The following is a 20,959-nucleotide window of genomic DNA, read 5'->3' on the forward strand; positions in this document are numbered from 1 at the left end:
AGTGACTAAGTTTTAAGTTATTTTTGGTTTAGATCAACTGAAAAGTGAGAAAATAAAGAGATCTTCGTTTCATTCAGTGCGAGGCAAATATGTGAACAAAAAATGTAATAAAAAAAGAAAATTAGATTGCATTTTTAGATTTTTTTACCCATACTCTTTTTTATTTTTTATAAACAAATTTTACTTGTTAATAAGTCTATGAAATCACACGAAACCTATGTTAAAGTACGATATGCCGAAACCGATCAGATGGGTGTTGTACATCACGCTAATTATGCTGTGTATCTGGAACTTGCACGGATTGATTGGTTGAGTGATTTAGGAGTTTCCTATAAAAATATGGAAGAAAACGGAGTTATGTTGCCTGTTTATGACATGAGATTTTCTTTTCTAAAACCAGCACTTTTTGATGATACTTTATGTGTTAAAACTGAATTGAGAAAACTACCCGGTGCAAGTATAATTTTCGATTATAAAATCACCAATCAACATGGCATTTTGTTGACAAAAGCGGAAACTACTTTGGTTTTTGTAGATATGAAAACAAATCGACCTACACGTTGCCCAAAATACATTTTAGATAAGTTGAAAAACTAAGTTTTAACGTTCAGGCCGTACACGGCATCAAAACGTTTTTTGATTCGTTTAAAATCTTTTTTTCGAATTAAGAGGGTGAAGTTACAGTCCAGAGCCATTTCCTGAGTTTCCACAATTAACTGCTCTTCTTTGATAATCCGCATTACGGTATGCATAAGCGGGTAGTCAAAATTCAAATACAGTTTTTGTTTGATCGTTTTGGTAATGATCTTTGAAGCTTCAATGGCTTGTTGTGCCGCAGTTTTATAGGCTTGAATCAATCCGCCTACTCCTAAATTAGTGCCGCCATAATATCTTACCACCGTAACCAGCGTGTTTGTTAATTCAAAAGCCTGAAGCTGTCCGTAAATGGGGTGTCCTGCAGAGTTTCCCGGTTCGCCGTCGTCATTGGCCCGGTAACTGTCGTATTCAGCGCCTAATTGCCAGGCATAGCATATATGTGAGGCTTTAGCGTGCTCAGCCCAAAGTTTTGACAACACCTCTTCAATTTGCTGCTCATTTAGAACAGGGTATGCCTGTCCGATGAATTTACTCCCGCGATCTTTGAATAAAGCGGGTTCTCCCGGGCGTTTTAGGGTTTTGTAACTGTCTCTGATTTCGGTCATCAGCTTGATTTTATCAGGGCGATGAGTACAATACTAAATAAAGCCAGGCTTATTCCCAGCCAATTCTTCCTGGAAAGTCTTTCCTCAAAAAATAACAAACCTATTAGGGTTGCCAGCATAACAATTCCCATATTGTTTAGGGTAAAAACGGTGCTGCTGTCTAATCCCGGTGCACGTAAGGCCCGTACTAAAAAGTAAATGGAAAAATAATTAGGAACACCGAGTGCTATGCCCCCAAGTATGTTTTTTAATGCTAAACGCGTCTTACCACGCAAAGCCTGATAAATTAAAGCCAGAATACCCAGGCAGAAAGCCGTAGTGAAAATAAGTGCAGAAAAAACCGGGATCTCAGATTCGGCGACGTAAGTGTCTTCAAGAAACTTTATGCTGGTGTCAATAATACCGCTGCCTAAAAAAACCAAAATGGGGAAAAGTAAATTCTTAGGTACCGTTTGAGTTTTATCCTCTTTTTTGATCGAAACAAGATACACCGCGACAAGTGCCATGATTATGCCTGTAATTTTTAGAAATCCACTGGCTTCTTTGTAGTAGATCAAACCAAATAAAATAGGAATGACTACACTCATTTTTGTAGCGACAGACACTACCGAAAGACCGCTTCTCTGGGTGGTTATCGCCATCAGGTTAAAAATCACAATAAAAAGCACTCCTAAAAATAAGGTTCCGGGCAGCCACGAAGCCGCTAAGATCTGATCTGGATCTACCGGATTTTTATAAGCTATAAATCCCGAAGCCGCTGCAATAAGGTAATTGACCACAATGGCTTGAAACGTATCAATTTTAAAGGTGTCGAATAGTTTGAACACCAGAAAGATAATGCTGGAAGCCAGAATGCTTAAAAAGAGGTAAATCAAAACAGATCTTTTTTCAAATTAAAAAGTTGAGTAACATCATCGCGAGTAGGCTCCAGGTGCCAGGTGTAAATGCCCATAGATGCTGCCGCAGCAGTATTTAAAAGTGTGTCATCTATAAACAAAGTTTCTGAGGGGTTTAGATTATCGTTTTGCAAAACGAAATCATAAATTTCAAGATCTGGCTTGCGCATCCTGATCTGGTGAGATAGGTAGAAACGCTCAAAACAACTTTGAAATTTTGAATAGCGAATGGCTCCCATATTTTTGATAACCTGCTCAATGTGCAATTCATTGGTATTGCTCAACAAAAAGAGACGGTAGTTATTTTCTTTATGAAGCCTCACAATCCAGTCCAGGCGATGTTGCGGAAAGTCAAGTATAATACTGTTCCAGGAATTTTTAAACGAAAGCGCTGTTAACTGCGGAAAGGTTTTTAGGTATTTTTCTGTAATCTGGTCTGAGGTAAGTAATCCCTTTTCGTACTGGTTATGCCAGTCGTTCATTTCTTCGGAAATTTCCCAAATACCTAATTTACTTAGCGCGAGTTCAGGGGCTTTTTTATTCAGATTGATGAACACATCACCAAAATCGAAGAGTAGATTTTTTATCATAAGCGATAATGAATGCTAAGCAGATCTCCATTAAGATTGCTGGTACGTGTTTTTGTAGCCTTCTTAAGATGTGGTGCGGCTACTCCGTTGCCAAAATGAACCCTGCCTTTAAAGATACGTGCTTCATCCCAAAGATCATCTTCAATAAAAGAATTAAGTGTTTTTGCTCCTCCTTCAATTATGACCGACTGTAAGCCTTCAGCATACAGGATATCAACAAGCTGTGCCACTAAATTTTGTTCAAAATCAGCTTTTATATAATTAAGATTGCTCTTGTTTTCAACGGGTTTTTCGGTTATGGTAAGCGTAGCAACGTTTCCGTCAAAAACAGTTGATGATTTCTTCAGTTTCAACTCGCGATCCAGAATAATGCGTGTAGGAGATTTGCCGACCCAGTAACGGGTGGTAAGTGACGGATTGTCCGCCTCAACTGTATTGGTTCCAACCAAAATGCCCATTTCCTCTGCTCGCCACTTGTGTACCAGTTGCCTGGCTGCGGAGTTTGTAATCCAGACAGGCTCTCTGTTGTTTCGGGTTTCGCTATCCGGAGCAATAAAGCCATCATTACTTTCGGCCCATTTGAGAATGATATAGGGGCGTTTTTGGGTATGAAATGTAAAAAAGCGTTTGTTCAGGTCTTTACATTCCGCTTCTAGAACGCCAACAATAACTTCGCATCCCGCGTCGAGGAGCTTTTTTATGCCTCTCCCGGCAACTGCAGCAAAAGGATCAACACTGCCTACGATTACCTTTTTTATTCCACTCGCAATGATAAGATCACTGCAGGGCGGGGTCTTGCCAAAATGACTGCAAGGCTCTAGGCTTACATAGATCGTAGCTTCTTTTAAAAGCTCCTTTTTATTGACATTATTGATCGCGTTAACCTCTGCGTGAGCATCACCGGCTTTTTGATGCCAGCCCTCGCCAACAATACAGTTGTTATGCACCACAACGGCGCCTACCATAGGATTGGGATAGGTTGTTCCCAGTCCATTTTTAGCCAGTTGAAGGCAGCGCGCCATGTATTTTTCGTGTATCTTCACATCTTCAAAATTAGCATTTATAAATTACAAACACGATGTTGGAAATCAGGGCTGTTCAACCTGCTGATAATAAAGAGCTGGCCGCTACATTGCGCGGTATTTTAATAGAAATGGGAGTTCCAAAAGTAGGTACAGCTTATGCTGACCAGGCGCTTGATTGTATGTTTGAGACTTACGATGTTCCGCTTTCTAAATATTTTGTTGTGGTTGAAGATGGTCAGATTCTGGGAGGAGCAGGTATTGCACCCTTAGCTAATTTTGAGGGACCGGTTTGCGAACTTCAGAAGATGTATATAAGTTCTTCGCTTAGAGGTAAAGGGGTTGGCAGACAATTGATGCAAAAATGTCTTGATTTTGCCCGGGAAGCTAAGTTTGAGCAGGTGTATATCGAAACGATGCCGTATATGAAGGCCGCTCAGCAATTGTATGTGAAATCTGGTTTTTCTTATATAGACGGACCTATGGGAGACACCGGTCATTCTGCCTGCCCGGTTCATATGCTCAAAGACTTGAATAATGACGCTTAAAGAATTTAAGGAGCATTTTTTTAAAAGACTGAGTCCGCTGTATCCCGATCAGGAGATTGAAAGCTTTTTCAGAATCCTTATCGAGACTTATTTGGGTTTGCGTAGTATCGATGTGCATTTAAATCCTGATAAAAAAATCAAGCTTAAGAAATTGGATCAATTATTGGCTGCGCGAGAACGTTTGGTGCTTTTTGAACCTTTGCAATACATACTGGGTGAGACCGAATTTTATGGTCTGCATTTTACGCTGAATCCCGACGTGCTTATTCCGCGACCCGAGACCGAAGAACTGGTTGAGTGGATTTTGAATGATCTGGAAGCCGGTACAAATTCAAGAATTCTGGATATAGGCACCGGTTCAGGCTGTATAGCTGTCAGCCTGGCTAAACAGCTGCCATTAGCTCAGGTGGATGCTCTCGATGTTTCTGAAGGCGCATTAAATTTAGCAGCACACAATGCTGAATTGAACAAGGTTGATATCCGTTTTTTACAACAAAACATTTTAGAAACCGAAAGCTTTGAAACTTCGTATGATATTATTGTTTCAAACCCGCCTTATGTGCGTAATCTTGAGAAAACCGAAATTCAGGCTAACGTGTTAAACTTTGAGCCGCATCTGGCTTTATTTGTTGAGGATCACGATGCACTTATTTTTTACCGAAAAATTGCAGAACTTGCAATACGTTCGTTAAGTTCAGAGGGGAAATTATACGTAGAAATCAATCAATATCTCGCTGAAGAAACGCAGGTTCTTTTTAAAGAAACAGGTTTTAAAGAAGTGGAGCTTCGGCTTGATTTTGCAGGTAAACCCAGAATGATAAAAGCAAGTTTATGAGTCAAAAAATATCCCGTCTTTGTGTTTTCTGCGGAAGCAGTGAGGGCAATGATCCTAAGATTGTTGAAGAAGCTAAACATTTGGGTGAAGTTTTCGCAGCGCGAAATATTGCCCTGGTTTATGGGGGGTCACAATTGGGCATTATGGGAGCAGTTGCCAAGAGCTGTCTTGAAGCAGGTGGTAAGGCAATAGGCATTATTCCTGAATTTTTAAAGACCAAAGAGATTGTGCATACCGGTCTTGATGAACTCATGACCACAGAAACCATGCACGAGCGCAAACTGAAAATGCAGGAAGTAAGTGACGGATTTATAACACTACCCGGCGGTTTTGGTACTTTTGAAGAGCTTTTTGAGATCATTACCTGGAGCCAACTCGGCTTACATCACAAACCTATAGGCCTTCTAAATACCAATGGATTTTATGATGCTTTGATTGAAATGCTTGACGAGATGGTAAAACGGGGCTTCTTAAAGCAAGATAACCGCGATCTTCTTTTGGTGGATACAGATATCAACCGTCTTCTAGATGCGATGGAGCATTTTGAGCCCAACCTGAAGTCTAAATTTTTAAAGCCTGAAAACATCTAGATAATTACCCGATTCCAGTTATGAGTATAGAGCGCAAAATAAACGAGTTACGAGAAGAACTTCGCAGACATAATTACAATTATTATGTTTTAGATAAGCCTGAAATTGATGATTATACCTTTGATCAGAAATTGAAAGAACTTCAGCAACTGGAGGCAGCGCATCCGGAGTATTACGACGCCAGTTCTCCCACGTTACGCGTGGGAGGGGAGATTACTAAAAACTTCGAAACCGTGCGCCATGAATACCGTATGTATTCGCTGGATAATAGCTACTCTCAGGAAGATCTTGAGGATTGGGAGAAGCGTATCAAAAAACTGATTGATGGAAAAGTCGAATACGTATGCGAACTCAAATATGATGGAGCTTCTATAAGTCTAACTTATGAAGAGGGGAAACTTGTACGCGCGGTTACTCGTGGCGATGGTGTTCAGGGGGATGATATTACTAATAATGTGAAAACGATTCGAAGTATTCCACTTCAGTTAAAAGGCGATTATCCCGCTAAATTTGATATACGAGGCGAGATCATTTTACCGCTGGCCGGTTTTGCTGAAATGAATGCAGCACGGGTGGAAGCCGGGGAAGAGCCTTACAGCAATCCGCGTAATACGGCATCGGGAAGTCTCAAACTACAGGACAGTGCTGAGGTTTCCAAACGTCCCTTAGACTGTTTACTATATAGTATTAAAGGTGAAAACCTCAATTTTAAAACGCAGTATGAAGGGCTTGAAAAAGCACGCTCCTGGGGTTTTAAAGTGCCTGAAGTCGCTCAGTTGACTGCCTCAACCGAAGAGACCCTAAAATTTCTGGAATATTGGGATGAGCACCGTCACGATTTACCCTATGAGACAGACGGGGTAGTTATAAAGGTTAATGATCTGCAACAGCAGGAAGAGCTGGGTTATACGGCCAAGGCTCCGCGCTGGGCAATGGCTTATAAGTTCAAGACTGAACAGGCCGAAACGCTTCTGGAGAAAATTACCTACCAGGTAGGGCGCACCGGCGCTATTACCCCGGTCGCAAACCTTACTCCGGTGCAGCTTGCCGGAACTATAGTAAAACGAGCTTCCCTGCATAATGCAGATCAGATCGCAAAGCTTGATGTGCGAGAAGGAGATTCAGTTTTTGTAGAAAAGGGAGGAGAGATTATACCAAAAATTGTGGGTGTTGACTTCGAGAAGCGCGATCCTAAGTCTGAACCTACTGTTTACATCACAAACTGTCCCGAGTGTGAGACTCCTTTAGTAAGAGAAGAGGGTGAGGCGCAGCATTACTGTCCTAATGAGATGGGATGTCCTCCTCAGATTATTGGGCGCATTCAGCATTTTATTTCCCGAAAAGCAATGGATATCGAAGGGCTTGGGGGAGAGACGGTAGCACTTTTGGTAAATGCCGGTTTGATTCAGAATTATGCGGATCTCTACGAACTCAAGAAAGAGCAGATTTTGCCATTAGAAAGAATGGCTGAAAAATCTGCAGATAATTTGATAAAGGGTATTGAAGCTTCAAAAGCAGTACCTTTTGAGCGGGTTTTGTTTGCTTTGGGTATACGCTATGTGGGCGAAACCGTAGCCCGAAAATTGGCTAAAGAATTCAAGAGCATTGATGCATTAGCCGAAGCAGGCGAGGAGCGTCTGGTTGGCGTAGATGAAATAGGAAGTCGTATCGCAGAAAGCGTTGTTGGTTTTTTTGCCGAAGACCGAAACCGGCAATTGATAAGCCGTTTGAAAAACTACGGATTGCAATTGGAGCTTGATGCTTCGGTACTTGAGAATCAAACCGAAAAACTCAAAGGCCTGACATTTGTTATTTCCGGCGTTTTTGAAAGAATTTCGCGTACAGACCTCAAAAAAACAATAGAAGATAATGGTGGTAAAGCAGCCGGGAGCATTTCTTCAAAAACCAATTATCTGGTTGCCGGTGACAATATGGGGCCGAGTAAACTTGAAAAAGCAGAGAAATTAGGCGTGACCATAATCTCTGAAGATGAGTTTTTAGAAATGCTGTAGTTCTTTTACAAATGATAAGGTGTAAATAAGAAAGCCTATGCGGGGAAAATTACTGGTGTATATTTATTTATTGTTGGGACTCTTAGAAGTTTTTCTGGTGGTAAATAACTCTGCAAGTTATTTTTATCTACATCCTCTAGGAGCACTTTTGATCTATTGGTTTTACTACATTAATGTGCGTAAGCATAACTTCTATCTGATTTTTTTCTTTGCCTGTGAGCTTTTAAATGAAGTGTTCTTTCTGTTCGATTTTCACTATTACTTTGAGCTGGTATTACTCTGTTATACGTTGGCAACCTTTACGATGATTTATCATTTGTGGCCGTTGTTTGCTAAAGCTTCTCTGAAATTTAATTTCGATATTTTGATTGGTCCTCTTCTAGGTATATTGGGTATGCTGGTCATTTTCTGGGAGCTTTTGATACTTGTATTTGAAAAAATTCCCAACTATACGGTCTTTTTTATAGGGTTATCTGCGTTGCTCAGCTGGATATTCTTCTGTACGGTACTTCCACTAAAAAACAGACATCCTCAAAATTCTTTACTCTACCTGATGGGAGGATTAATGGCAATTATGGCCCCCACGATGTTTATATATACCTATCTCTGGGATCACATTTTGATTTTAGCATTATGCATGATGACCATGCTTACCCTAAAGTGGGTAATAGCAATTTTCCTTATTCGAAGAGATCAAATTCTAGAGACTTCTGATGAATTTTTGTAAATATTTATCGTGAGATAGTTCTTACAAGTAAAAAATGCCTGCTTGTTAATTAGTTTTATTTGTCGATATTTGGTTATACTTTCGACGTAAACAGTGATGTCTAAATGAACTCCTCCAGGTATTGGTATCTTGCTTTAGCGAGTTGTATTTTATATGTAATAGTATCAAATCTCGACATCGTTTGGGGTTTTTTTCTGAAGCCTGTCTATGCATCATTTTTTTACCTGTATTACTACAGTTCAACTAAAAAACACAATCTGGTTTTTTTGGTATTTCAGCTTTCAGCTTTGATAGCAGAAATTTATTTGCTAACAGATTTAAATAAGTATTTTGATCACGTTATCTATTTCTATTTCATAGCTACGGCAATGATGCTGCTCACCTTTGTTCCTGTGCTTAAAATTAAACCGCAGGAAATTAAGAATTCTATGCTAATTGAGCCCATACTCGGGGTGATCTTCTGTACCTATGTGATTGTACATCTGATCACTGTTTTTTACTATAATGTACCAAATAAACCCTTGTTTTTAGCAGGGGCGATTTTACTTTGGATATTTACACTTATTTGTACACTTATACCTTTGCGCAACAGGCATCCCTATAATATTCATCTTTACATAATAGCTGCAGCTTTACTTGTATAATGTATTCTGGGCTTTTTGTACTATTACAGTATTCATATCAGTTTAATGCTCACCACGCTTAATGTGGCAATTTGTGTGCATAAAACTGCTGTAAGTTCCTATTTTGTGAAAATCATACAGGTTCGTTCCGATGAACGTCATTATCTTTAGATACGTATAACAGCGGCGTCAACGGGTTTTGATTTTTTAGATCCCGAAGAAAATTCAAAATCAATTCTACCCAGATTTATACCGGCCCATCCCACCTGATTAACAAGTACATCACGCCCGATTTTATTCTTTAAAACAACCGGTTTAGGCAGAAAGGTGTGTGTATGACCACCAATAATCAAATCGATGTCCTGAGTTTGCTGTGCAAGTTTTACGTCAGAAATTTTATCAAAACGGTATTCATAGCCCAAATGCGAAAGGCAAATGACCAGATCGCATTTTTCTTCCTGTTTCAGTTTACGGGTCATATCCTGGGCAATTTCGAGTGGGTCAAGATATTGGGTTTCTTTTGATAAAGCTTCTGTAACTAGCCCTTTAAGTTGAATACCCAGGCCAAATACACCGATTTTTATTCCGTCTTTAATGAAGATCTCATAGGGTTTTGTAAGGCCTTCCATAATCGTATTTGAAAAATCGTAGTTGGAGCTGATCATTTTAAACGAGGCATTCGGCATTTGTTTTGCCAGACCTTCAACTCCGTTGTCAAAGTCGTGATTACCCACAGTAGCCGCATCATAACCCATCATACTCATCAGCTTAAACTCCAGTTCACCTCCGTAAAAATTGAAATAAGGCGTGCCCTGAAAAATATCACCGGCATCAAGTAATAGAACATTGGGGTTTTCCTGCCGTATTTGATTTATTAAACTGAGTCTGCGCGCGGCACCACCCTGATTAGCGTAAGAAGCGTCAGTTGCAGGAAAAGGTTCGATATGACTGTGCACATCGTTAGTATGCAGAATGGTGATTTTCTTCGTTTCAGCGTTAGCACCAAAGGTTTCAAGAGCCGGTAATACCGAAAACGCGGCTGTGGCTATTGAGGTTTGTTTTAAAAACGATCTTCTTTCCATAATTATTCCTTTATAAACCGGTTGTCGCGCACAGGAGCGATGGTATCTTTTTCTTTAAAATAATCGATCAGCACCGAACGTACCTTGTAGTTAAGAACGTTTTCGCTGACCGGATCGGCGAAAAAAACCATTCCGTCACCGCCCTGTCTTAAATAGTCATTGGTGGCAATAAAATAGGTTTTTCCGTCTTCAACAGGTTTCCCATTTACAGTAGCCTTGACAATAGAATCGTCTTCGCCCAAAACGAGTTGCATATTGGCGATAGGATGGGCTTTTCCGCTTTTGAGATAATTAAACATATCGCGTACCTTATCTGCCGTAAGCTCTACCACAATAATGCTGTTTTCAAAAGGCATAATGTCATAGGCGGTGCGCATGGTGACATCGCCGGCATTGAGAGTAGATCTGATCCCGCCGTGATTGAGCAGCACGCCATCAATTTCATGACCGGTACGGCTTTTGAAAATAGGATTACTCAGCTCAAATACCGCATCGGCCATCATATTGCCTATAGCCGTATTATAGGGGCCTTCGGTTTTAGAATGACTTTGTGGCGCATAGGCCAGTACCGCGCTCATTTCTTCAGTTATGTACTTTTTAAATGGAGCGATGTAATCAAGTACCTGTTGATTTTGTGGGAGGCTGTCAGTTATTGCAAGCTGAGAACCTTCAATGGCATTTAGGGTAACCTGCGATTGCTTACAGGCAGAGAACGCAAGCAGTAAACTGAGCAGGCAGAATTTTTTAAACATAAATCAGAAGTTTTATAGCGATTTATTGTGTGGTAGAATTAAGTACATTTGTCGCTTAACAAAATTAGACGTTTTGTATTTAAGCAAACAGAATTTCATCAAAAGAAAACTTGAAATTCTTCAGGAGACCAATTTGCATTCTACTGCAAAGTCTTTTGAAGAATCTGTGGGGATTCTGGTAAATTCCGATGAATTTTCTGATTTTGGTTTTCTAAAGAATCTGGCTCTTACATTGGCCCCAGATGCTCCAGTTCAGATTTTGGCCTATTCTAAAAATGCACGTGATTTCAATGTGGAAAACGTTGAGGGTTTTTCAAATTCCGATTTTAAGCTCTGGGGCGCTGTTAAATCGGCAAATCTTATTGATTTTACGGCAAAACCTTTTAGATTCTTAATCAGTTATTACCAAAGAGAAAATGTATTTTTGGACTTTTTAAAAGCCAGCTCACAGGCGGCTTTTAAGATTGGGTTTCAGCAAGGAGTATCTGATCGTTTTCAGGATTTGACGATTCAAACGCATCCAGATCAAACCGAAGTTTTTAAGACTGAAATCATCAAATATTTAAAAATTGTAAACCGCATAGATTAACATGCAGGAGTTAAAAGGAACAGGTGTTGCGCTAATAACACCATTTAATGAAGATTATTCGATTGATTTTGATGCACTCGCTAACATCATCGAATATAATATTGAAGGCGGTACCGATTATTTGGTTATTCTGGGTACAACGGCCGAAAATGCAACGCTTACAGCAGAAGAGCAACAGGCTGTAATTAATAAGGCTGTTGCGATTAATGCAGGTCGGGTTCCATTAGTATTGGGCGCAGGGGGTAATAATACTGCCGCGCTTACCGAATCTCTAAAGAAGAAGGATTTGTCGGCTTTTAGTGCTGTTCTTTCCGTTTCTCCATATTACAACAGACCCTCACAGGCAGGAATTTTTGCACATTATACTCAGGTGGCAAAAGCTTCAAAATTGCCGGTTATCCTTTATAATGTTCCCGGCAGAACCGGTAGCAATGTGTTGCCTGAAACGGTAATTAAATTGGCTCAGGCCGAATCAAATATTATAGGCGTAAAAGAAGCCATGGGTGATCTTACTCAGATGATGCGTCTCGTTAAAGATCGACCAGAAGGTTTTTTGGTACTTTCAGGAGATGATATGATTGCGTTACCTACTGTTAGTGTTGGGGGAGAAGGGGTGATTTCGGTCTTAGGACAGGGTTTGCCTGAGATTTTTTCCAATATGATTCGCGAGGGATTAAACGGAAATTTTGCCGCCGCTTATGCTAAGCACTATAAATTAATGCGTGCTACAGATTTGATTTTTGCTGAGGGTAATCCCGCAGGAATTAAGGCTTTACTGGCTTACAAAGGGCTTTGTAAAGACACGGTGCGACTGCCTTTGATGTCTGCAACCGCAGCTTTAAAACAGGATATTGCAACATACCTTCAAGACAACGGTCTTTAAGTTTTGTAATCCTTAGAAAAAACCTATTTTTGCACGATGTTTTTAAGCTTGATGAAGAAGATAATTCTGGTAGTGTTGGCAGTAGTAACTCTGGCCTCCTGTAGTGAATATCAAAAGATTTTAAAGTCTGAAGATATGGGAGCCAAGTATGCTTTTGCTGATTCTCTGTATGATATTGGGAAATACCGCAAATCCCTTAAACTTTGGGAGCAGATTGTTCCATCCTACCGCGGTAAACCACAGGCCGAACGTATTATGTTCCTTAATGCGGATGCGTTGTATCAGGTAGGTGATTATTACCTTTCTGGTTATCAATTTGATCGTTTTGTATCATCGTATCCCGATTCTCAGAAGGCTGAAGAGGCACAGTATAAGGCAGCGATGAGTTACGCGGCTTTGTCGCCAAATTATCAGTTGGATCAGAGTGAGACCGAAAAAGGTCTTGACCAGTTGCAATTGTTTATAACCGCATATCCCGAGTCAGAATACGCAGATGATGCCAGCGAGCGCATTCAGGAGTTGAGTGTAAAATTACAGAAGAAATCCTACGAGATTGCCAAGGGATGGCATAAGATTATGGATTATCCTACTGCAATTGCTGCTTTTGATGACTTTTTATCAGATTATCCCGGTTCACCCTTTAGGGAAGCCGCATTGTTTTATAAATTTGATTCTCAGTATCAATACGGTTCAAAAAGTATAAGTGTACTTGTAAAACCGCGATTAAATGAAGCTATTGAAATGTATGAAACTTTAATTCGCTATTTTCCTGAGGGAGAATATCGAGAAGAAGCCGACGCATTACGAGAAGATATTGATGCTATTTTAGAAAATTATTCCTAATTAATTTAAAGCGAATACCATGGACGTTAAAAACCTAGATGCACCTGTAAATACAGTTACCTTCAACAGAAGTGAGATTGATGCTCCTACCGGAAATATTTACGAGGCCATTTCTATCATTTCTAAGCGTGCAACGCAAATCAACACTGAAATCAAGCGTGAGCTTTTAGAGAAGCTAGATGAGTTTGCTACCTACAGCGATAGTCTTGAAGAGATTTTTGAGAACAAGGAGCAGATTGAAGTGTCTAAATACTACGAGCGTTTGCCAAAGCCTCACGCAATGGCAGTACAGGAGTGGTTAGAAGATAAAATCTACTACCGCGATACGACTACAAAACAGTAGTCATGTCCGTTTTAAGCGGTAAAAAAGTTTTACTTGGAGTAACCGCCGGGATAGCTGCTTATAAAGCGGCTTTTTTGGTTAGAGGCTTTATCAAAGCCGGGGCACAGGTGCGCGTAGTAATGACGCCAGATGCCAAAGAGTTTGTTACGCCGCTTACCCTTTCAACCTTGTCTAAAAATCCGGTGCTCTCAACTTTTACAAACGAAGAAGATGAGAATGCCGTTTGGAATAATCACGTAGAACTCGGCCTTTGGGCCGATTTCTTTGTTATAGCACCTGCTACGGCTAACACCCTGTCTAAGATGAAGTCCGGGGCTTCAGACAACCTTTTGCTGGCCACGTATTTATCTGCGAAATGTCCCGTGTATTTTGCTCCGGCGATGGATCTGGATATGTACAGGCATCCCAGTACCTCCCAGTCTTTCGAAAAACTCATTTCGTACGGAAACATAATGATTCCTGCTACAAGCGGAGAACTAGCCAGTGGTCTTGAGGGCAAAGGAAGAATGGCAGAGCCCGAAGATATTGTTGCCTTTATAGAACAAGATATTATTGGAAAGCTTCCACTTCGCGGCAAGAAGGTATTGATTACTGCAGGTCCTACATACGAAGCCATAGATCCGGTACGTTTTATAGGCAATCACAGCAGCGGTAAAATGGGTTTTGCAATAGCCGAAACAGCAGCAGCTCTTGGAGCTTCGGTAGTATTGGTTTGCGGGCCCACACATTTGAAATTATCTGGTAAGACTATTGAGCGTATTGATGTGACTTCGGCAGAGGAGATGTTTGAAGCTGTAAAGTCTGAATATGCTGATGCCGATATTGCCATTGCAGCTGCGGCGGTTGCAGATTATAAACCCGCGACGGTTGCTGATCAAAAAATCAAGAAAAAAGGAGCTGCGCTTCAGATCAACCTGGAGCCTACTCCAGATATTCTGAAGTATATGGGAGAGCAGAAACAAAATCAGTTTTTAGTGGGTTTTGCTCTGGAGACTGAAAATGAAATAGCTAACGCAAAAGGTAAACTAACCCGAAAGAATCTTGATCTAATTGTGCTCAATTCGCTAAACGACACCGGTGCAGGTTTTAAAACCGAAACAAATAAAGTAACTTTCATCACCCGTGAAGGTGACATCCTTCCGCAGGAACTGAAAGCAAAAGAAAAGGTTGCTCAGGATCTGTTTCAATTCATACAAGAAAAACTTTATGCGTAAACTGCTCTTTATTCTTTCGATGCTTACCTGGAGTCTGCAAGCTCAGGAACTCAATTGTACGGTGAGTATTAATGCAGAGCAAACCGGTCAAAGTAATTTACAGGTATTTAGAACCCTGCAATCAGAGATTACGGAGTTCATGAATAGAACGAGCTGGACTGATCTTAATGTTAAGCAGCAGGAAAGGATAGATTGCAGTCTGGCAATCATTGTCTCTAATATAAATTCAGACTTTTTTACGGCGAGTATTCAGGTGCAATCGTCACGCCCGGTTTATAACAGCACCTACAACACGCCGATTCTAAATTTTAATGACCGGCAATTTAATTTTCAGTATACCGAGTTTCAGCCGCTCAATTACAACGCCAATACGTTTGATTCCAACCTCATTTCAGTTTTAGCCTTTTATGCCTATACCATCATAGGGCTTGATGCGGCATCTTATGAATTGGGTGCAGGAGAACCTTATTTTGAGGAAGCCAAACAGATTGTAAATACCGCTCAACAGCAGGTAAGCGACGGCTGGTCTGCTCAAAGTGGTACGCAGTCGCGTTACCGTCTTAATCAGGATTTACTTTCTCCTAATTTCAGGGAGTTTTTTGATGCGATGTATGCCTACCACCGTAATGGGCTTGATTATATGGCTCAAAGCGACCGGGAGGCAAAACAGTCTATTGCCATTAGTCTTTCGCTTTTTGAGCAGCTTTACCGAAACAGACCCAACAACTTCCTGACACGAGTTTTTTTTGATTCTAAGGCCGAAGAAATTGCTTCTATTTTCTCGGGTGGACCTCAGGTAAACATCAGCAGTCTGGTCTCAACGCTCAATAAAGTGGCGCCTACAAAATCTACCTACTGGCAGCAGATTAAATTGTAGGTAACAAGGTCTTTTAAATCTTTGATTGTGCCGTTTTTCTCTTTTATCTTTACGCCGCAAGGTGTGACGCCTTGCTTGTTTTCACTTAAATCAAAAGAATCTTTTGCTCAGTTCACTTCAGATCAAAAATTACGCATTAATTGAAGAGGTACAGCTTCAGTTTACAGAAGGTTTTACGGTAATTACCGGAGAAACCGGTGCGGGTAAGTCTATTCTTTTGGGCGCTTTGGGTTTGATTTTAGGAAAGCGTGCCGATTTGAGCAGTATTGGTAATCCGGAAGAGAAATGCGTGATTGAAGCACATTTCAATATTCAATCCTACGATCTCAAAAAGCTTTTTGAAGAGGAAGATTTAGATTATGAGGCTCAGACGATTATTAGGCGTGAGATTTTGCCTAGCGGAAAAAGCCGGGCATTTGTAAATGATACTCCGGTTACGCTGCATCAGTTAAGTGCTTTGGGCGAAAGGCTTGTAGATATTCACAGCCAGCATCAGACCCTTGAGGTTACAGATCTGGATTTTCAGTTTCAGGTAATTGATGCTTTTGCTGAAAATGCAGAAACCTTATCGGCCTACAAGCGATTGTATCATTCCTATCGAAAAAATGAGCAGGAGCTCAAAAAGCTACGTAAACTCAAAGAAGAAGCTCAAAAGGAAGAAGAATACAAAACCTATTTGCTGGAAGAATTACTTGCTGCAAACTTAAAACCCGGAGAGCAGGAAGAACTGGAGTCAGCATTTGAGACGCTTAATAATGTTGAAGTCATAACAGAATCGCTTGCAGAAGCTTATCAGACTTTAAGCCAGGAAGAACTGGGAATAAATGATCTTTTGTTGGGTGTAAAGGTTAAATTGGCAAAGCTAGCCGGTTTTGGTAACCAGTTCAGCGAACTCAGCAGCAGGCTTGAAGCTGTGCATATTGAGCTTGAGGATATTGCCGAAACGGTTAACGATCTGGCTTCAGATACCGAAAGCGACCCTGAAGAGTTGGCTAAAACCGAAAGCCGCTTAAAGTTAATTTTCGATTTACAGAAGAAACACCAGGTCGATACGGTAACCGAATTAATAAGCATCAGAGAGCAACTGGATGAAGAAGTACAGTCTTTAACCAATCTGGATGCCGATATTTTACGATTGGAGCGTGAGATTGCTCAGGCTAAGTTAGACCTTGAAGAGCTCGCCAAAAAACTCACTGCTCAGCGCACTGAAGTAATCCCGGCGCTTACCGAGCGTTTGCGTTTGATTCTGGTTGATCTGGGTATGCCGAACGCTCGTTTTGAGGTAAGTCTTACAGACAATACCTCGTTTCTCGAGAATGGTAAAGATGAGTTGCATTTTCTGTTTACGGCAAACAAAGGTATGCGCGCACAGGAATTGAAGAAAGCTGCTTCGGGTGGAGAGCTTTCACGAATTATGCTGGCTATAAAATCGGTTTTGAGCGATTATGCCAATCTGCCTACTTTGATTTTTGATGAAATTGATACCGGAGTCAGTGGAGAAGTGGCTTTAAAAATGGGACGCATCATGAAAGCCATGGGATCGCGTATGCAATTGCTCAGTATCACGCATTTACCTCAGATAGCTGGTCAGGGTGCTTCACATTTTAAGGTGTATAAGGAAGATAAAGATCAAAAAACCACGACGGCCATACGTGCATTATCTAAGGAGGATCGGGTAGTTGAACTTGCAGAGATGTTAGGAGGGAAGGCCACATCAGAGTCTGCTTTTGAGCACGCAAGACAACTTCTTGATTAATAAAATGTATATTTGACCACTTAAATTAAACAACTATTATGTCTTATAATTTACTTAAGGGAAAACGAGGGATTATTTTTGGCGCATTAGACGAGAATTCTATTGCCTGGAAAACCGCAGAGCGTGTGCATGAAGAAGGTGGCACGTTTGTCCTTACCAATGCTCCCATAGCTATGCGTATGGGATCTATAAATAAATTAGCCGAGAAAACCGGTTCTAAAATTATTCCTGCAGACGCGACTTCAATTGAAGATCTTGAGAAGCTGGTGGCCGGTGCGGTAGAAGAATTGGGTGGAAAGCTTGATTTTGTATTACACAGTATAGGGATGTCTATCAACGTGCGTAAAGGCAAGCATTATACTGATCAGAATTACGACTGGACTCAAAAGGGAACAGATGTAAGTGCAATGTCTTTTCACAAGACCATGCAGGTTTTGTACAAGCAGGATGCGATGAACGAGTGGGGAAGTATTGTAGCCCTTACCTATATGGCAGCGCAACGCGTATTCCCTGATTATAACGATATGGCAGATAACAAGGCCTATTTAGAAAGTATTGCACGCAGCTTCGGCTATTTCTTTGGCCGTGACAAAAAAGTACGTGTAAACACCATTTCACAATCACCAACACCTACCACTGCAGGTCAGGGGGTTAAAGGTTTTGATGGTTTTATAGCCTATGCCGAAAAAATGAGTCCGTTAGGTAACGCAACGGCTCAGGATTGTGCAGACTACACGGTTTCTTTATTTTCTGATTTGACTAAAAAAGTAACCTTGCAGAATTTATTCCACGATGGCGGATTTAGCAATATGGGCGTAAGCGATGCAGTGATGGAAGCTTTTGTAGAGAAGCAGGAAAAGTAATATCACATCAAAAAATTTATGATGCCCGAAGCCTTTGTGTTTTCGGGCATTTTCATTTTAAGTTTGCGTAGGTAAGAAGTCCTGTCAATTAATTAGCTATTTATAATGAGCTTGTTTTTTTCCATTGTTATTCCGGTGTACAACCGTCCTGATGAGGTGCGCGAATTGTTGCAAAGTCTCAAGGCGCAGGATTATCTTGAGCCCTTTGAGGTGGTTTTGGTAGAGGACGGTTCGGCAGATACTTCTGAAAAAGTTGTGGCTGATTTTCCTGATCTGGATATTTCCTATTTCTACAAAGAGAATTCCGGTCCCGGTGACTCGCGTAATTTTGGGATGCGGAAGGCTAAGGGTAATTACTTTATCATTTTTGACAGTGATTGTGTAATTCCGTCACATTATTTGAGTGAGGTGAGCAAAGCTTTATCTGAAGCCTACTGCGATTTTTACGGAGGTCCTGATGCTGCGCGAAATGATTTTTCCTCCCTTCAAAAGGCAATTAACTACACTATGACATCCCTGTTGACAACAGGGGGCATTCGCGGTAAAAAGACGGCTGCCGGCAAATTTGAGCCCCGAAGTTTTAATATGGGTATCTCAAAAGAAGCCTTTCAGGCATCAGAAGGATTTGGTCGCATTCATCCCGGGGAAGATCCTGACTTATCTATACGCCTCTGGAAACTAGGTTTCAAATCACGGCTTTTGGCTGATGCTTTTGTATACCACAAAAGACGCATCTCGTGGTCTAAATTTTATGCACAGGTTCGAAAGTTTGGTCTGGTTCGGCCCATACTAACGAGCTGGCATCCGCAAACGGCAAAAATTACGTTTTGGTTTCCCACCGTATTTGTATTTGGAGTGCTGGCAAGTTTGATTTTTGCATCATTCGGATTTATGGCCCCCTTGTATCTCGCTCTCAGTTACCTCGTTCTGCTATTAATTCACGCATCTATGGAGACCCGAAGTGTGTATATAGGATTACTTAGTGTGGTAGCAGTTTTAGTTCAGTTTACCGGTTACGGCCTGGGTTTTTTAGAGTCCTTTATTAAAGTCAGACTTCTCAAAAAGGAACCCCGGCAAAGCTTTCCTCACTTATTTTTTGACTAAGTTTACAGCTTCAGAACGCTGCTATGTCAAACCGAAACGCTAAAAACAGAAAGGCAAACCTCCGGGTTTTTATAACCATTCTACTGGTTACCGCTACAATTTCGGTGATGATAAAACTCAACCGAAACTTTACCTTTTCGGTGACTGTTCCGCTTACGTTTCAAAATCTTTCAGACGATCTGATTTTAAAGTCCAGTTCTGCCCAAAGCGTAAAAGTAACGGGAAAGGCTAGCGGCTACGACTATTTTAAATACCGCTTTTTTTCTCAGGACTTTCCTATTGATCTTTCGGCCTTATCCCGTAAAAAGGATCGGTACTATTATGTCTTTAATATTGAAAATGACGCCTTAAAGGGGAGTTTGAGCGGAAGTGCTATCACATCTTTTAAACCGGACACTGTTTTTTTTAATCTGGATCGAAATTTTGAAAAGCGCGTGCCTGTGGTGGTAGAGGAAGATCTAGGTTTTGCTGCGGGTTACGGTAGTCTTCAGGGTTTGGTTCTGGAACCGGACAGTGTCAGGGTAAGGGGCCCACGGTCTGAACTGGATTCTATTTCGCGTGTAATTTCCAGAATTCAATTGGATGATGTACGCTCAGATCAGACGGGTAATCTGGCTGTTGGTCTTTCTAAAGATATTCCTTTAGTTGAGATTACTCCAAACACAGTTGCTTACAGCTTGGATGTTGATAAATTTACCGAAGGAACCGTAACAGTACCGCTCCAGCTACTCAATGTGCCGGCTGGCGTTTCAGCAAAGGTTTTCCCTAAACGAATCAATATCATTTTTAATGTAAACCTGTCGAATTACGAGCAGGTAAAATCATCAGACTTTAGAGTGGTGGTTGACTTTAAAGAAACAGACAGTTTATCTACATCTCTGACGCCACAGGTAGCTGAAGCCCCAGACTTCGTACGGGACATACGGCTAAGTGAGAGTACTGTACAATACTTGCTCATCAAATGAAAATCGTAGGTATTACAGGAGGAATAGGCAGCGGTAAAACCACCCTTGCACGCTACTTTAATGATGCGTTTGGGGTTCCGGTATATTATGCAGATGCCGAAGCCAAAGCTTTGATGCATTCACCTAAGCTGGTTAAACAGATCATTGCTTTACTTGGAGAACAGTCTTATAAAGACGGAAGGCTTGATCGTGCTTTTGTAGCCTCACGGGTTTTTAAAGATCAAAAGCTGCTTGATAAACTAAATGCTATTGTGCACCCGGCGGTGAAGCAGCATTTTAAATCCTGGGTTAAAAAACAAAGTGCACCTTATATTCTAAAAGAAGCTGCTATTCTTTTTGAAAATGGAAACGCTGCAGATTGTGATGCGGTAATTTTAGTTACAGCTCCCGAAGCCCTGCGGATTGAACGTGTAATTGACCGGGATGGCACTCCTGTTGAAGACATTAAAGACCGTATAAATAAGCAGTGGAGTGATGCCCAAAAAATTCCTCTGGCTGATTTCGTGATTGAGAACATTCAACTTTCCGAGAGCAAGAAACAAGCCGAAAAAATTCATTCTAAACTACTGGGAGACCGCATAAATACATAGGTTGTTCTTGTTAACATTTGGTTAAACCACCAAAGCCTTAAATGTTAAAATTA

Annotated in this window: 24 protein-coding genes; 18 read left to right on the plus strand and 6 right to left on the minus strand. The window is 40.9% G+C overall.

Annotation, left to right across the window (positions count from 1 at the left end):
• Positions 1–198 precede the first annotated feature (198 nt).
• Positions 199–597, plus strand: a complete 399-nt coding sequence (locus CJ305_RS12410; RefSeq protein WP_099646598.1) for an acyl-CoA thioesterase — start codon at positions 199–201, stop codon at positions 595–597.
• On the opposite strand, the gene CJ305_RS12415 is transcribed toward CJ305_RS12410, so the two are convergent.
• The 4 genes from CJ305_RS12415 to ribD are packed head-to-tail and all read right to left on the minus strand — an operon-like array spanning position 594 to position 3,731.
• Complete coding sequence (locus CJ305_RS12415) at positions 594–1,202, minus strand: IMPACT family protein (RefSeq protein WP_099646599.1); 609 nt, start codon at positions 1,200–1,202, stop codon at positions 594–596. The two genes, CJ305_RS12410 and CJ305_RS12415, sit on opposite strands and share 4 nt — an antisense overlap.
• A complete protein-coding gene (locus CJ305_RS12420) occupies positions 1,202–2,077 on the minus strand; it encodes an EamA family transporter (RefSeq protein WP_099646600.1) in 876 nt (291 codons plus the stop codon). Before CJ305_RS12420 ends, CJ305_RS12415 begins: the two co-directional genes overlap by 1 nt.
• The gene (locus CJ305_RS12425) at positions 2,074–2,688 is read right to left on the minus strand and encodes an HAD family hydrolase (protein WP_099646601.1); all 615 of its coding nucleotides are present in this window, start codon (positions 2,686–2,688) and stop codon (positions 2,074–2,076) included. The genes CJ305_RS12420 and CJ305_RS12425 overlap by 4 nt, the downstream gene beginning before the upstream one ends.
• Entirely contained in the window at positions 2,685–3,731 is a 1,047-nt protein-coding gene (ribD, locus tag CJ305_RS12430; protein WP_223248871.1) for a bifunctional diaminohydroxyphosphoribosylaminopyrimidine deaminase/5-amino-6-(5-phosphoribosylamino)uracil reductase RibD, read from the minus strand. Before ribD ends, CJ305_RS12425 begins: the two co-directional genes overlap by 4 nt.
• A 35-nt stretch (positions 3,732–3,766) precedes the next feature.
• On the opposite strand from ribD, the gene CJ305_RS12435 reads away from it, so the two are divergent.
• From CJ305_RS12435 to CJ305_RS12460, 6 genes are all read left to right on the plus strand, one after another.
• Positions 3,767–4,258 (plus strand): GNAT family N-acetyltransferase, encoded by a 492-nt coding sequence (locus CJ305_RS12435; protein ID WP_099646603.1) that lies wholly within the window; start codon positions 3,767–3,769, stop codon positions 4,256–4,258.
• Positions 4,248–5,093 carry a peptide chain release factor N(5)-glutamine methyltransferase gene (gene prmC, locus CJ305_RS12440; RefSeq protein WP_099646604.1) on the plus strand — a complete coding sequence of 282 codons (846 nt, stop codon included), beginning with the start codon at positions 4,248–4,250 and terminating at the stop codon, positions 5,091–5,093. Before CJ305_RS12435 ends, prmC begins: the two co-directional genes overlap by 11 nt.
• A complete protein-coding gene (locus tag CJ305_RS12445; protein WP_099646605.1) occupies positions 5,090–5,683 on the plus strand; it encodes an LOG family protein in 594 nt (197 codons plus the stop codon). Before prmC ends, CJ305_RS12445 begins: the two co-directional genes overlap by 4 nt.
• A gap of 20 nt (positions 5,684–5,703) precedes the next feature.
• Positions 5,704–7,695, plus strand: coding sequence for an NAD-dependent DNA ligase LigA (gene ligA, locus CJ305_RS12450; RefSeq protein ID WP_099646606.1), 1,992 nt, complete (start codon positions 5,704–5,706; stop codon positions 7,693–7,695).
• A gap of 37 nt (positions 7,696–7,732) precedes the next feature.
• On the plus strand, positions 7,733–8,422 hold the full coding sequence (locus CJ305_RS12455; RefSeq protein ID WP_099646607.1) for a hypothetical protein: 690 nt from the start codon (positions 7,733–7,735) through the stop codon (positions 8,420–8,422).
• A gap of 104 nt (positions 8,423–8,526) precedes the next feature.
• Positions 8,527–9,066, plus strand: coding sequence for a hypothetical protein (locus CJ305_RS12460; RefSeq protein ID WP_099646608.1), 540 nt, complete (start codon positions 8,527–8,529; stop codon positions 9,064–9,066).
• Between the two features lie 146 nt (positions 9,067–9,212).
• Here CJ305_RS12460 and CJ305_RS12465 read toward each other — a convergent pair whose 3' ends face one another.
• Positions 9,213–10,127, minus strand: coding sequence for a bifunctional metallophosphatase/5'-nucleotidase (locus tag CJ305_RS12465; RefSeq protein WP_099646609.1), 915 nt, complete (start codon positions 10,125–10,127; stop codon positions 9,213–9,215).
• A gap of 2 nt (positions 10,128–10,129) precedes the next feature.
• Positions 10,130–10,879, minus strand: a complete 750-nt coding sequence (locus tag CJ305_RS12470; protein ID WP_099646610.1) for a 5'-nucleotidase C-terminal domain-containing protein — start codon at positions 10,877–10,879, stop codon at positions 10,130–10,132.
• Between the two features lie 73 nt (positions 10,880–10,952).
• Between CJ305_RS12470 and CJ305_RS12475 the strand changes: the two genes are divergently transcribed.
• The 11 genes from CJ305_RS12475 to coaE all read left to right on the plus strand — a co-directional run bounded on the left by CJ305_RS12475 (position 10,953) and on the right by coaE (position 20,906).
• Entirely contained in the window at positions 10,953–11,468 is a 516-nt protein-coding gene (locus CJ305_RS12475) for a DUF6913 domain-containing protein (protein ID WP_099646611.1), read from the plus strand.
• A 1-nt stretch (position 11,469) separates the two neighbouring features.
• Positions 11,470–12,351, plus strand: a complete 882-nt coding sequence (dapA, locus tag CJ305_RS12480) for a 4-hydroxy-tetrahydrodipicolinate synthase (protein WP_099646612.1) — start codon at positions 11,470–11,472, stop codon at positions 12,349–12,351.
• A 51-nt stretch (positions 12,352–12,402) separates the two neighbouring features.
• On the plus strand, positions 12,403–13,194 hold the full coding sequence (locus CJ305_RS12485) for an outer membrane protein assembly factor BamD (protein WP_223248872.1): 792 nt from the start codon (positions 12,403–12,405) through the stop codon (positions 13,192–13,194).
• A 19-nt stretch (positions 13,195–13,213) separates the two neighbouring features.
• Complete coding sequence (locus CJ305_RS12490) at positions 13,214–13,537, plus strand: DNA-directed RNA polymerase subunit omega (protein ID WP_099646614.1); 324 nt, start codon at positions 13,214–13,216, stop codon at positions 13,535–13,537.
• 2 nt (positions 13,538–13,539) lie between these two features.
• Complete coding sequence (coaBC, locus tag CJ305_RS12495; RefSeq protein WP_099646615.1) at positions 13,540–14,751, plus strand: bifunctional phosphopantothenoylcysteine decarboxylase/phosphopantothenate--cysteine ligase CoaBC; 1,212 nt, start codon at positions 13,540–13,542, stop codon at positions 14,749–14,751.
• Entirely contained in the window at positions 14,744–15,628 is an 885-nt protein-coding gene (porD, locus tag CJ305_RS12500; protein ID WP_099646616.1) for a type IX secretion system protein PorD, read from the plus strand. Before coaBC ends, porD begins: the two co-directional genes overlap by 8 nt.
• Before the next feature lie 103 nt (positions 15,629–15,731).
• Positions 15,732–17,384 carry a DNA repair protein RecN gene (recN, locus tag CJ305_RS12505; RefSeq protein WP_099646617.1) on the plus strand — a complete coding sequence of 551 codons (1,653 nt, stop codon included), beginning with the start codon at positions 15,732–15,734 and terminating at the stop codon, positions 17,382–17,384.
• A 38-nt stretch (positions 17,385–17,422) separates the two neighbouring features.
• The gene (locus tag CJ305_RS12510; RefSeq protein WP_099646618.1) at positions 17,423–18,247 is read left to right on the plus strand and encodes an enoyl-ACP reductase FabI; all 825 of its coding nucleotides are present in this window, start codon (positions 17,423–17,425) and stop codon (positions 18,245–18,247) included.
• A 105-nt stretch (positions 18,248–18,352) separates the two neighbouring features.
• The gene (locus tag CJ305_RS12515) at positions 18,353–19,351 is read left to right on the plus strand and encodes a glycosyltransferase family 2 protein (RefSeq protein ID WP_189319442.1); all 999 of its coding nucleotides are present in this window, start codon (positions 18,353–18,355) and stop codon (positions 19,349–19,351) included.
• Positions 19,352–19,374: 23 nt separating this feature from the next.
• A complete protein-coding gene (locus CJ305_RS12520) occupies positions 19,375–20,316 on the plus strand; it encodes a CdaR family protein (RefSeq protein WP_099646619.1) in 942 nt (313 codons plus the stop codon).
• Positions 20,313–20,906: a dephospho-CoA kinase gene (coaE, locus tag CJ305_RS12525; protein WP_099646620.1), complete on the plus strand. Its 594-nt coding sequence runs from the start codon at positions 20,313–20,315 to the stop codon at positions 20,904–20,906. Before CJ305_RS12520 ends, coaE begins: the two co-directional genes overlap by 4 nt.
• The last annotated feature ends 53 nt before the right edge of the window (positions 20,907–20,959 follow it).

Source organism: Leeuwenhoekiella nanhaiensis, from assembly GCF_002744755.1.
Lineage (GTDB): Bacteria > Bacteroidota > Bacteroidia > Flavobacteriales > Flavobacteriaceae > Leeuwenhoekiella > Leeuwenhoekiella nanhaiensis.